This window comes from Luteimonas sp. TWI662, from assembly GCF_039673825.1.
In the GTDB taxonomy this organism is placed as follows: Bacteria; Pseudomonadota; Gammaproteobacteria; order Xanthomonadales; family Xanthomonadaceae; genus Luteimonas.
In genome coordinates, this window is record NZ_JBDJMI010000043.1 from 1 (window position 1) to 11,136 (window position 11,136).

At 71.3% G+C, this 11,136-nt stretch carries 11 protein-coding genes; 9 read left to right on the top strand and 2 right to left on the bottom strand.

Translation table 11 applies throughout. From position 1 onward, the window contains the following. Nucleotides 1-419: 419 nt before the first annotated feature. Nucleotides 420-1,505, bottom strand: a complete 1,086-nt coding sequence (gene rsgA, locus ABE488_RS17440) for a ribosome small subunit-dependent GTPase A (protein ID WP_346449670.1) — start codon at nucleotides 1,503-1,505, stop codon at nucleotides 420-422. A 152-nt stretch (nucleotides 1,506-1,657) separates the two neighbouring features. Between rsgA and ABE488_RS17445 the strand changes: the two genes are divergently transcribed. The 7 genes from ABE488_RS17445 (at nucleotide 1,658) to ABE488_RS17475 (ending at nucleotide 8,406) form a co-directional block, all read left to right on the top strand. Continuing rightward, nucleotides 1,658-2,920: an aminotransferase class I/II-fold pyridoxal phosphate-dependent enzyme gene (locus tag ABE488_RS17445; RefSeq protein WP_346445448.1), complete on the top strand. Its 1,263-nt coding sequence runs from the start codon at nucleotides 1,658-1,660 to the stop codon at nucleotides 2,918-2,920. After that, nucleotides 2,913-3,542 (top strand): SGNH/GDSL hydrolase family protein, encoded by a 630-nt coding sequence (locus tag ABE488_RS17450; protein ID WP_346449672.1) that lies wholly within the window; start codon nucleotides 2,913-2,915, stop codon nucleotides 3,540-3,542. Before ABE488_RS17445 ends, ABE488_RS17450 begins: the two co-directional genes overlap by 8 nt. Continuing rightward, nucleotides 3,539-4,255 carry a class I SAM-dependent methyltransferase gene (locus ABE488_RS17455; protein WP_346449674.1) on the top strand — a complete coding sequence of 239 codons (717 nt, stop codon included), beginning with the start codon at nucleotides 3,539-3,541 and terminating at the stop codon, nucleotides 4,253-4,255. The genes ABE488_RS17450 and ABE488_RS17455 overlap by 4 nt, the downstream gene beginning before the upstream one ends. Beyond that, entirely contained in the window at nucleotides 4,252-4,788 is a 537-nt protein-coding gene (locus ABE488_RS17460; RefSeq protein ID WP_346449676.1) for a hypothetical protein, read from the top strand. The genes ABE488_RS17455 and ABE488_RS17460 overlap by 4 nt, the downstream gene beginning before the upstream one ends. 90 nt (nucleotides 4,789-4,878) lie before the next feature. Then, nucleotides 4,879-6,837 (top strand): transglycosylase SLT domain-containing protein, encoded by a 1,959-nt coding sequence (locus ABE488_RS17465; RefSeq protein ID WP_346449678.1) that lies wholly within the window; start codon nucleotides 4,879-4,881, stop codon nucleotides 6,835-6,837. A 5-nt stretch (nucleotides 6,838-6,842) separates the two neighbouring features. Next, nucleotides 6,843-8,084 carry a multifunctional CCA addition/repair protein gene (locus ABE488_RS17470; protein ID WP_346449679.1) on the top strand — a complete coding sequence of 414 codons (1,242 nt, stop codon included), beginning with the start codon at nucleotides 6,843-6,845 and terminating at the stop codon, nucleotides 8,082-8,084. Between the two features lie 40 nt (nucleotides 8,085-8,124). Next, nucleotides 8,125-8,406 (top strand): hypothetical protein, encoded by a 282-nt coding sequence (locus tag ABE488_RS17475; RefSeq protein WP_346445442.1) that lies wholly within the window; start codon nucleotides 8,125-8,127, stop codon nucleotides 8,404-8,406. Between the two features lie 270 nt (nucleotides 8,407-8,676). Here the strand turns inward: ABE488_RS17475 and ABE488_RS17480 are convergent, their stop codons facing one another. Further along, the gene (locus ABE488_RS17480) at nucleotides 8,677-9,210 is read right to left on the bottom strand and encodes a dihydrofolate reductase family protein (RefSeq protein ID WP_346445441.1); all 534 of its coding nucleotides are present in this window, start codon (nucleotides 9,208-9,210) and stop codon (nucleotides 8,677-8,679) included. A 44-nt stretch (nucleotides 9,211-9,254) separates the two neighbouring features. Here ABE488_RS17480 and ABE488_RS17485 point away from each other — a divergent pair, with 44 nt between their 5' ends. Both ABE488_RS17485 and bla read left to right on the top strand, forming a co-directional pair. Beyond that, nucleotides 9,255-9,815, top strand: coding sequence for a hypothetical protein (locus ABE488_RS17485; protein WP_346445440.1), 561 nt, complete (start codon nucleotides 9,255-9,257; stop codon nucleotides 9,813-9,815). A 278-nt stretch (nucleotides 9,816-10,093) separates the two neighbouring features. Next, complete coding sequence (gene bla / locus ABE488_RS17490; RefSeq protein ID WP_346449680.1) at nucleotides 10,094-10,957, top strand: subclass B3 metallo-beta-lactamase; 864 nt, start codon at nucleotides 10,094-10,096, stop codon at nucleotides 10,955-10,957. The last annotated feature ends 179 nt before the right edge of the window (nucleotides 10,958-11,136 follow it).

Here is an 11,136-nt window from a genome sequence, read left to right on the forward strand (position 1 = left end):
CCAAACGACGTGCCCTCGAGGCCGTTCACCCCCACCCCAGCCCTCCCCCGCACGCGGGGGAGGGAGCACAGCGCTGCAATGCCAAAGATGGCGACACCGTCCCGCACGCGGGGAGGGAGCACGGCGCTGCTGTGCCGAAGATCGCGACACCGTCCCGGCGGGTGGGAGAGAGCACGGCGCTGCAATGCCGAAGATCGCGACACCTCCCCCGCTTGCGGGGTGAGGTCGACGCGCGTCGCGCGGCGGGTGGGGGCCGGGGCTTTCCCGACATCCAAACGACGTGCCCTCGCGGCCGTCTCCCCCACCCCAGCACTCCCCCGCACGCGGGGGAGGGAGCACGGCGCGGCTGTACCGAAGATGGCGACACCGTCCCGCACGCCGCGGGAGGGGGGGCGACGCGCAGCGCGCGCGACCGGGCCTCAGCGTCGGCCGGGGCGTCGGCCGGTCGGGCGGGCGTCGTCCTGGCGGGCGGCCAGGCGGTCGGCGCGGCGGGCGGTGGCGGCGTCGCGTTCATCGCGCAGCTTGAGGTAGTTCGCCAGCCGCTGCGCGGTCAGGGTGCCGGCCTCGACTGCGGCGCGCACGGCGCAGCCGGGTTCGCGTTCGTGCCGGCAGTCGCGGAAGCGGCAGTCGGCGGCCAGGGCTTCGATGTCGGCAAAACCGCCCTCGGCGAGATCTTCTTCGCCGGTCGGCTTGAGCTCGCGCATGCCCGGGGTGTCGATCAGGCAGGCACCCGCCGGCAGCGGAATCAGTGCGCGATGGGTGGTCGTGTGCCGGCCACGGTCGTCGCTGTCGCGTACCGCGCCGGTGCGCATGTGTTCTCGGCCGAGCAGGGTATTGGTCAGCGTCGATTTGCCGGCCCCCGAGCTGCCGACCAGCACCGCGGTGGTGCCCGGGCCGAGCCAGGGATGCAGCGCGGCGACGCTGTCGGGGTCGCGGGCGTTGACCGCCAGCACCGCGACGCCCAGCGCGGCGATCTCGGCCAGCGCGGCGCGCGCGGCCTCCGGGTCGGCGCTGTCGCGGTCGGCCTTGGTCAGCACGACGACCGGTGTGCCGCCGCCCTGCACCAGCAGCAGATAGCGCTCGATGCGGCGCGGGTTGAAGTCGGCATCCAGGCCGCAGACCACGAGCACGGTGTCGATGTTGGCGGCGATCAACTGCTGGCGGTAATGCTCGCCGGCCGCCGCGCGCTTGATCGCGCTGCGACGGGGCAGCATCGCGACGATGCGGCGCTCGTCCTCGACCAGCACCCAGTCGCCGACCGCGGCGCGGTCCTCGGGCGCCATCGTGCCCTTGCGGTAGCCGCTGCGGCGCAGCCAGTCGGGCAGCGACTCGACCGCCAGCGCCTGGCCAGGGGCGCCGGCGACCAGGTAGCCGGAGCGGTGTTGCTCGACCACACGCCTGGGGCGCGCCTGCGGGTGGGCGGCCATCGCCTCGGCCCAGGAGCCGGACGGGGGGCCGTCGAATGGCCAGCCGATCGCGCGCAGCGCAGGGTCGGGGGCGGTCAAGCGATCGGCGGGGCAGTCGGCATGCGGCGGATTCTACGGGGACAGCGCCAGGGCGCGCACGACAGCCGGGGGCGCCCGTTCGTCGGCGTGGCCGCATTCATGCGGCTTTTGGGCTAGCATCGAGTCATCCTCCCCGCGCAGAGCGCCGCCCGATGTCCGCCCCCCTCAAAACCCGCGAACGCCTGTCCGAAGTGCGCTACGAAATCCGCGGCGAGTTGGCCCGGCGAGCGCGCGAGCTGGAGGCCCAGGGGCGCACGCTGATCAAGCTCAACATCGGCAATCCCGGCGCGTTCGGTTTCCGCGCGCCCGAGCACCTGCAGCGCGCGATCGCCGGTCGCATCCACGACACCGATCCCTACACCCACCAGCAGGGCCTGCCGATCGCCCGCGAGGCGATCGCCGCCCACCATGCCGCGCGCGGCGCGCACGCGGTCTCGCCCGAGCGCGTGTTCGTGGGCAACGGCGTCAGCGAGCTGATCGACATCGCGCTGCGCGCGCTGCTCAATCCCGGCGACGAGGTGCTGGTGCCCTCGCCCGACTATCCGCTGTGGTCGGCGGCGACGATCCTCAACGACGGGCGGCCGGTGTTCTACCAGTGCAAGGCCGAGCACGGCTTCCTGCCCGACCCCGACGCGCTCGAGGCGCTGGTGTCGCCGCGTACGCGCGCGATCGTGCTGATCAATCCCAACAACCCGACCGGTGCGGTCTACCCGCGCGCGCTGCTCGAGCGCATCGTCGCCGTCGCCGAGCGTCATGGCCTGCTGTTGCTGTGCGACGAGATCTACGACGCCATCACCTACGACGGCGCGGTGTTCGAGCCGCTCGCGCCGATCGCAGGCGACGTGCCCTGCGTGTCGTTCGGCGGGCTGTCGAAGGTCCACCGCGCCTGCGGCTGGCGTGTGGGCTGGGCGGTGCTGTCGGGCAGTGAGGCGCGCAGCCGCGAGTTCCGCAACGCGATGGACCTGCTCGGCGCCCTGCGCCTGTGCGCGAACGTGCCCGGCCAGTTCGCGATCGAAGCCGCGCTGACCGGCATCGACACGATCGGTGCGCTGTGCGCGCCCGGCGGCCGGCTGTACGAAGCGCGCCGGGCGGTGGTCGACGCCTGCGCGGCAAGCCGCTATCTGCAACTGGTCGAGCCGGCCGGCGCGTTGTACGCCTTCCCCGGCATCGCGCCGGAGTTCGCGCAGGGGTTCGACGACCACGCGTTCGCGCTGGACCTGATGGACGCCGAGGGCGTGCTGGTGGTGCCGGGCAACAGCTTCAACGTGCCCTATCGCAACCATTTCCGCGTGACGCTGCTGCCCGAGCCGGCGCAGCTGCGCGAGGTGTTCTCGCGTATCGAGCGGGTGCTCGATCGCCAGATCACCGACGCGCGCAAGGTCGTGCCGCTGGTGCCGCGCGCGGTCAATGGCTGAGCACGCGCGGCCGCTCCGCTACCTGGCGCTCGGCGACAGCTACACGATCGGCGAAGGCATCGCGCCGGCGGCGCGCTGGCCGGTGGTGCTGGCCGATGCGCTGCGCGCGGCCGGCAACGTGATCGACGCGCCGCAGATCGTCGCCACCACCGGCTGGACCACCGACGAGCTCGATGCCGGCATCGACGCCGCCGCTCCCGAAGGGCCGTTCGACCTGGTCAGCCTGCTGATCGGCGTCAACGACCAGTACCGCGGCCGCGCGCTCGACGACTACCTACCGCGCTTCGAAGCACTGCTCGCGCGGGCGATCGGCTTCGCCGGCGACCGCGCCCAGCGCGTGTTCGTGCTCGCGATTCCGGACTGGGGCGTCACGCCGTTCGGTGCGCATTCCGGGCGCGACGTCGGCGAGATCGCGCGCACGCTCGATGCCTACAACGCTGCGGCAATGGCGCTCTGTGCGCGGCAGGGGGTGGCGTTCGTCGACATCGCGCCGATCAGCCGCGCCCGCGGCGGCGAGCCGGCAATGCTGGCCGACGACGGCCTGCATCCATCGGCCGCGCTGCACGCGGACTGGGCGCGACTGGCGCTGCCGGTCGCACGCGGCTTATTGTCGCGGGCATGACCGCGACCACCTCCGACCCCACCCCGCTCTCCACCGCCCCGTATCCGCGCGACGCCGCGCGTGGCATCGCCCGCGCCTTCCTGCCGCGTCATCCGCTGGGCAACCGCTACGACTACTACTACACGCTGACCAAGCTGCGCACCGACCCGCTGTACCCGGGCGTGCTGCAGGCGCTGCGGCCCACGACCGCGCCGGTGCTCGACCTGGGCTGTGGCCTGGGGCTGCTGGCGCATGCGCTGCGTGCCGATGGCCAGACATTGCCTTACGCCGGCGTCGACATCGACGCGGCCAAGATCCGCCGCGGCCGCGAGGTCGCCGCACGCGCCGGGTTGGCCGAGGTGCGGCTGGACGTGCTCGACCTCGCCGCCGGCCTGCCGGCGCACCAGGGCAGTGTCGCGATCCTGGACGTGCTGCAGTACCTGTCGCACGAGCGCCAGCGCGCGCTGCTCGACGAGGTGATCGCGATGCTGGCGCCGGGCGCACTGCTGGTGATCCGCAGCGGACTGGCCGACGGCTCGACCCGCAGCCGGACGTCGCGCATCACCGACCGGCTGGCCAATTTCGCCGGCTGGATGCAGGAACGCGCACGCTGCTATCCGACCGCCGATGGCCTGCGCACGCAGCTCGAAGGCGCGGGTCTGACGACCACGCTGCGGCCGCTGTACGGCGACACGCCGTTCAACAACTGGCTGATCGTGGGCCGCCGCGCATGAGTCCGCGCGACGGGCTGGCCGATGCGCCGATGCTGGCGCTCGACGATCCGGCGTGGGCGCGCCTGAGTTGCGCGCAGGGCATCGCCCTTGGGGTGCCTGCGTTGCTGGCGCAGCTCGACGGCGCGACCGAGGACAGTTGGCAGAGCCCGCCGTGGCAGGCGCTGTGGGCGGCGCTGTGCGACGAGGGCCGCGTACACCCGGCCTCGTTCGCGGCCGTGCCGCACATCGTCGCCGCGCTGGCCGAGGCCCCCGAACGCGCCTGCCCGAGTCACTTCGTGTTGCCCGCGAGCATCGAGTTGGCGCGCGCCGCCAGCGATGCGGTGATTCCCGACAGCCTAATCGACGGTTACGTCGCCGCGCTCGCCCGGCTGCCGCTGCTCGCCGGCCTGGTCGCCGCGCCGGACTGGGACGAAACGCTATGCGCATCGGCGCTGGCCGCCACCGCCGCGGCGACCGGCCAGCACGCGCTGGCCGAGCTGCTGCTCGAGGCCGACGACGTCGACGCGGCGCTCGCCTGGCTGCGCGCGGACTAAGAAAGGCGCCGCAGGGGCAGCGTCGCTCCCACATCGGCTTCAGCGACGCTTGGCTATAGTCGTCGGCCCTTCGCCGCCGCCCGTCCGCCGATGCCGTCCAGCGCCCCTCGCACCGCCCGCCCGCTGCCGCGCACCCTGCGCGGCGCCCTGCTGTCCCTGCTCGCGCTCGCCGCCGGTGCGCAGGCGCAAGCACCGGGCGACGATGGGTTCCTCGCGGCGATGCAGGCTGCCGAGCGCGGCCAGCCGGTGCCGCCGGCGATGACCGGCCATCCGGCCGCCGCCTGGCTGGAGCTGGCTGCGCTGCGGCGCAATCTCGACACGCTGCCGTTGGCCCAGGGCCAGGACTTCCTGACCCGGCATGCCGGCGAGCCGGTGGCCGAGGTCTTCCGCGAGAGCTGGTTGCGCGCCCTGGCCAAGCGTCAGGACTGGGCCGGCGTGCGTGCGGCCTGGTCGCCGTCGATTTCGAACGTCGCGCTGCGCTGCATGGAACTCGACGCGCGCGCTCGCACCGGCGCCGCCGATGCGCAGTGGACGCGCGACGTGCAGGCGATCTGGCGCAGCAGCGGTGCCTCGCTGCCCGACACCTGCGATGCCCCCTTGCAGACCCTGGCCGCGCGCGGCGGCCTCGACGACGCCCTGCGCTGGGAACGCTTCGACCTGGCGGTTGCCGCGCAGGACGTGGCGATGGCGCGCGGAATCGCGCGCGGGCTCTCCGCCGCCGAGCAGCCGCTGGCGACCGACTACGCGGCCTATCTGCAGGCGCCGCACGCGCGCGCCACCGGCTGGCCGAAGACCGCGCGCAGCCGACTGGTCGCCTCGCACGGACTGGCGCGCCTGGCCAAGGACGACCCACTGGCGGCCGAGGCGCAGTTGCCGGCGGTCGCGACCGCGCTGGGCTTCACCGAGGAAGACAACGGTCGCGTGCTCTACCAGGCCGCGCTGTGGACCGTGGCGTCCTACCTACCGGACGCGGCGCGGCTGCTGGCACGGGTGCCGGCCTCGGCCTACGACGAGCGTCTGCACGAATGGCGCGCGCGCGAGGCGATGGCGCGCAGCGACTGGCCGGCAGCGCTGTCGGCGATCCGCGCAATGGGCGCAGCGCAGCGCGCGCAATCGCGCTGGACCTATTTCGAGGCGCGGCTGGCGGCACTGACCGGCGATGCGGCGACCGCCGAGCGGCTGTACCGAGACGCGGCGACGAAATCCGACTTCCACGGCTTCCTCGCCGCCGACCGCCTTGGCCAGTCCTACGCACTGTGCCCCTGGGACTTCGCACCATCGAACGAGGCCAAGACGCGCGTGGCGACCGACCCGGGCATCGTGCGGGCGATGGCGCTGTACCGCATCGAGCGGCCGATCTGGGCGACGCGCGAATGGAGCGCCGCGCTCGAGCGCTTCGACGACGACCAGCGGCGCATCGCGGTGCTGGTGGCCCAGGAGAACGGCTGGTACGACCGCGCGGTGTTCGGACTCGGTCGCCAGCCCGACGAAACCCGGCTCTACGCACTGCGCTTTCCGCTGACCCAGCAGGCGCTGATCGAGCGCGAGGCCAAGCGCCACGGCCTGGACCCGGCCTGGGTCGCAGCCGAGATCCGCGCCGAGAGCACGTTCAACCCGCGTGCGCGCTCGCCGGCCGATGCCCGCGGGCTGATGCAGGTATTGCCCGCGACCGGCGCTGCGGTCGCGCGCCGGCTCGGCCGCAGCTGGGGCGGCGCCGAGAGCCTGTACGATCCGGAGACCAACGTCGCGCTGGGCACCGCCTACCTGCGCGAGAAGAAGGACATGTACGGCAAGCCCTACGTCGCGATCGCCGCCTACAACGCCGGACCGACGCCGACCTCGCGCTGGCTGTCGCAGCGCCCGGACATGGACCCCGATTTCTGGATCGAGACGATCAGCTACCGCGAAACGCGCGAGTACGTCGCCCGCGTGCTCGCCTTCAGCGTGCTCTACGACTGGCGCATGTACGGGCGCGCGGCCAAGCTCGACGAACGCCTGCGCGGTGGCAGCGATGCCCGGCGCACGTCGTTCGCCTGCCCCACGCCGTGAGTGCGATGCAGACCTATCTGGTCGGTGGCGCGGTGCGCGATGCGCTGCTCGGCCAGACGCCGGGCGACCGCGATTTCGTCGTCGTCGGCCAGACCCAGGCGGCGATGGAGGCCGCGGGCTTCCGCGCGATCGGGCGCGATTTCCCGGTATTCCTGCATCCGCACACCGGCGAGGAGTACGCGTTGGCGCGTACCGAGCGCAAGGCCGGGCGCGGCCATCGCGGCTTCGTCGTCGATGCCGACCCCTCGGTGACGCTGGAACAGGATCTCGAGCGCCGCGACTTCACGATCAACGCGATCGCCCAGGCCCCCGACGGCACATTGATCGATCCTTACGGCGGCGCGCGGGACCTCGATGCACGGCTGCTGCGCCACGTCGGCCCGGCATTTGCCGAGGACCCGTTGCGGGTGCTGCGCGCCGCACGCTTCATGGCCCGCTTTGCGCCGCTTGGTTTTACGGTCGCCGACGAGACGATGGCGCTGATGCGCGCGATGGTCGACGCCGGCGAACTGGCCACGCTGACGCCCGAACGCGTGTGGCAGGAGCTGCGTCGCGCCCTGGGCTCGGCGCGGCCGTCGGCGTTCGTGCGCACCTTGCACGACTGCGGCGCGCTCGCGGTCGTACTGCCCGAGGTCGATGCACTGTACGGCGTGCCGCAGCGCGCCGAATATCACCCCGAGGTCGACACCGGCACGCATATCGAACTGGTCGTCGACATGGCCGCGCGGCTGGCGCCGGGCGACGATGCGATCGGCTTCGCCGCCCTCACCCACGACCTCGGCAAGGCATTGACCCCCGCGCACCAGCTGCCGCGCCACGTCGGCCACGAGCATGCGGGCGTGCGTCCGCTCGAGGCGCTGTGCGCACGGCTCAAGGTGCCGTCCGCGCATCGCGAGCTGGCGATCGTCGCCTGCCGCGAACACCTCAACGTGCACCGCATCGCCGAACTGCGCGATACCACGCTCTACGAACTCATCGCACGCTGCGATGGCTTCCGCCGGCCTGAACGCATCGACCAGCTCGCGCTGGTCTGCGAAGCGGACAAGCGCGGCCGCCTGGGCAGCACCGACAGCGACTATCCGCAGGGCGCGCAACTACGCCGCGCCCACGCCGCCGCCTGCGCGGTCAACGCCCGCGACCTCGCGGCCGAAGGACGCGCAGGCCCCGCGATCGGCGAAGCGCTGCGGCGCGCACGGATCGCGGCAATCGCGGCAGCACGCGGTGGCGACGACACACCGGCCACGTAGCCGTCGGCATTCTCGAGCCGTTCCAGTACGGGAGCTTCCAATGCGTCAGTTCATGATCCTGCCCTTGGGCCTGTTGCTGGCGGCTTGCAGCCCGCCGCAGGCACCCGCCCCTGCCGCGCCCGCTCCGAGTGCCGCACCGGCCGTGGTCGGCGGCGACCGTGACGCCCACGGCTGCATCGGCTCGGCCGGCTACGCTTGGTGCCCGCGCAGCGCGACCTGCGAACGGCCGTGGGAACTGGCCCAACGCGAAGGCATCGAGAACACTGCACCCGCTGTCGAGGCCTGGTGCGCGGCGCCGGCCGACGCAGATGATCCACGATGAGATGCGCGCGGACGCGGCCGACACCAGCATGCGGCGCGCTGCACGATGGCCATCAACCCATCTCGTGATCGACGGGACGCGAGCTACGACCGCGCCGCACTCTGACCGTGCAGGCGTTCGGGGTCCTCTCGCCGTTGTCCTTGCCCTCTTGGCGAGAGGGTCGCGTGCGCGTCCAACGAGGCGTCGAGATGGCCTGCATGCGCCTTCGATTGCAGCTCGATCTCCCACTCGCGTCGGCTCGGAGCGGTTTACGCCCCCGTTCCCCACGGTTCATTCGCTACGAAGCGCGTAGTGCAGGCGGACACAGCCCCGGTCCAGCGTCTTCGCGCTGATCAGCGTCGGACTCAGACGAACTCCTGCGGCGGGAAACAGCGGGCTGCCGCCGCCCAGCAGCTCCGGCATGACGTAGATCTCGATCTCATCAAGCGCCCCACGCTCGATGAGCGCCATCTGTAGCTTGCCCCCTCCCAGCATCCAGACGTCTCCGTCATCAAGCGCTCTGAGTTCGGCGATCAACGCGTCGACATCGTGGCGAATTTCGAGCGTCCCTCGGGGCGCGTCGATGACGCCAGAGGTGACGACAATCACTCTGTGGTGTGGATACGGCCAAGGAGCGGGGTCGCGAGCGAGAAAGTCATACGTGCCGCGTCCCATGACGACCGTTCTGACCCGCCGGAGGAAGACGTTGTAATCGTGCTCCCCGAGCGCCATGCCCTCATAACGCTGCAGCCAATCGAGTCTGTCCCCAGGTGACGCGATGAAGCCGTCAAGGCTGGTCGCGATGTAGCCAAGAATGCGTGCCATGGCGCGCCCTTTTTTATAAGCGAACGTTCGTTTATATTACCCCAATGGGCAGATCGAAGAAAGTCTCGGACGAAGAACTGATGGATCGACTCCTCGTCCTCATCGCCAGGGACGGGCCAGGCCTGTCGTTCGCACACGCCGCGCAATGGGTCGATCTCGCGCCTGCCACACTTGTGCAGCGCTTTGGAACGCGAGAGGGCATGGTCGAGTCGACCCTGTCGCATGCCTGGACGCGGTTGGAGCAAGCCACTCACGCCGCCGATGCCCAGGCGTCGGCGGATCCTGCGGGCGCGGTGGACCTGCTCCTGCGCCTGACAGCGAGGGGGGCTGGAGACGTGGACTTCTCGGATGGACTGTTACTGCTTCGAGAGGATTTCCGTCACCCTGCGCTTCGCGCTCGAGGCGCGCAGTGGACCAAGCAGTTGACCACTGCATTGGGACAACGCCTTTCCCGGGATCCGGTGCTTGCCGATGTGCTGGGTCAGCAGTTGGCCAGCGTCTGGCAGGGCGCCATCATCTGGTGGGGCTTCACGCGAAAAGGCACGCTTGAAGCCAATGTAAAGGCCGTATTGGACGACTGGTGTCGCATCGCTCTTCGCGCCTGAACCCGGTGTCCCAACGCGTGCCAGCGCACAGCGATCACTGCGGCGCCCCCCCGGATTGAAAGAAACCCTTCTCGATTCTCGACCGCCGATGCCATCGACCGATGCATCGGCCGGCTCGCGCGCGCTAGTGCAGGCGAGGCCTGCGCGATCGCGGCACTTGCCATCGAATCCGCTCATGGCTGCGATGAGATCGTCGCGCTTGTGACGTCCGCGAGAGCCTGTCGACAATCGCCGCACGATCAAGACCGGAGTGAACGATGCGAAGCGCGATCGGTTGGATGCTGTGGACGACGGCGGTGCTCGGTGGCCTCGGCGCGCTGCAGGCGATGGCGGCCGAGCCGCTGCCGCAGTTGCGCGCCTACGAGGTGCCCGCCGCCTGGCGGCAGCCGGTCGCGCCATTGCGCATCGCCGCCGGCACCTGGCAGATCGGCACGGCGCAGTTGAGCGCGCTGCTGCTCAAGGGCGATGCCGGCGCCATCCTGATCGACGGTGGCATGCCGCAGACCGCCGAGCACCTGCTCGCGAACATGGCCGCACTCGGCGTGGCCCCGTCCGACCTGAAGTTCATCGTGCTCAGCCACGCCCATGCCGACCATGCCGGCCCGTTGGCGGCCCTGCGTCGGGCCACCGGTGCCCGGGTCGTGGCCAATGCCGAATCGGCGCAGTTGCTCGTACGCGGTGGCAGCGACGACCTCCACTACGGCGATGCCTTTCTCTACCCGCCGGTCGTCACCGATCGTCTGCTGCAGGACGGCGAAACGCTGGCATTGGGCGAGCTGCGCTTGCAGGTGCATTTCACCCCCGGCCACACCCCGGGCAGCATGAGCTGGACCTGGACCGACCGGGCCGACGATGGCACGTCCGTGCGGATCGCCTACGTCGATAGCCTCAGCGCGCCCGATTACCGCCTGCTCGGCACCCCCCGCTATCCGCACATCGTCGACGCCTATCGCGCGAGCTTCGCGCGCGTGCGCAGCCTGCCCTGCGACCTGCTGCTGACCCCGCATCCGGACTTCAGCGGGATGCGCTATGGCGCCACGCTCGAGCGCGCGCACCCAGCCACCTGCGCAAGCTATGCCGATGCCGCCGAGGCCGCATTCGAGGCGCAGCTCAAGGCGGAACGAGAGGGCGCGGCAGACTGAGGGCTGCGTCGGTCGGAGTGGCCGAAGAACGCGCGTACTGCCCTGCCCCACCCGGTGCGCTGCGCGCACCGACCTTGTAAGTTGCTTTTGCGGTCCGGGAGTTGGCATTTTTCGGATCGCCCCGTGCCAGACCGTCCGACCTTTGATCGATCAGATCGTGGGGGAGCTTGGGTCGGCAT

Bases quoted from the DNA above. Each gene is read 5' to 3' on its own strand.
- ABE488_RS17465 (WP_346449678.1), top strand. From the start codon at position 4,879: ATGCCGTCCAGCGCCCCTCGCACCGCCCGCCCGCTGCCGCGCACCCTG.
- ABE488_RS17460 (WP_346449676.1), top strand. From the start codon at position 4,252: ATGAGTCCGCGCGACGGGCTGGCCGATGCGCCGATGCTGGCGCTCGAC.
- ABE488_RS17475 (WP_346445442.1), top strand. From the start codon at position 8,125: ATGCGTCAGTTCATGATCCTGCCCTTGGGCCTGTTGCTGGCGGCTTGC.
- ABE488_RS17470 (WP_346449679.1), top strand. From the start codon at position 6,843: ATGCAGACCTATCTGGTCGGTGGCGCGGTGCGCGATGCGCTGCTCGGC.
- ABE488_RS17480 (WP_346445441.1), bottom strand. From the start codon at position 9,210: ATGGCACGCATTCTTGGCTACATCGCGACCAGCCTTGACGGCTTCATC.
- ABE488_RS17485 (WP_346445440.1), top strand. From the start codon at position 9,255: ATGGGCAGATCGAAGAAAGTCTCGGACGAAGAACTGATGGATCGACTC.
- bla (WP_346449680.1), top strand. From the start codon at position 10,094: ATGCTGTGGACGACGGCGGTGCTCGGTGGCCTCGGCGCGCTGCAGGCG.
- ABE488_RS17450 (WP_346449672.1), top strand. From the start codon at position 2,913: ATGGCTGAGCACGCGCGGCCGCTCCGCTACCTGGCGCTCGGCGACAGC.
- ABE488_RS17445 (WP_346445448.1), top strand. From the start codon at position 1,658: ATGTCCGCCCCCCTCAAAACCCGCGAACGCCTGTCCGAAGTGCGCTAC.
- ABE488_RS17455 (WP_346449674.1), top strand. From the start codon at position 3,539: ATGACCGCGACCACCTCCGACCCCACCCCGCTCTCCACCGCCCCGTAT.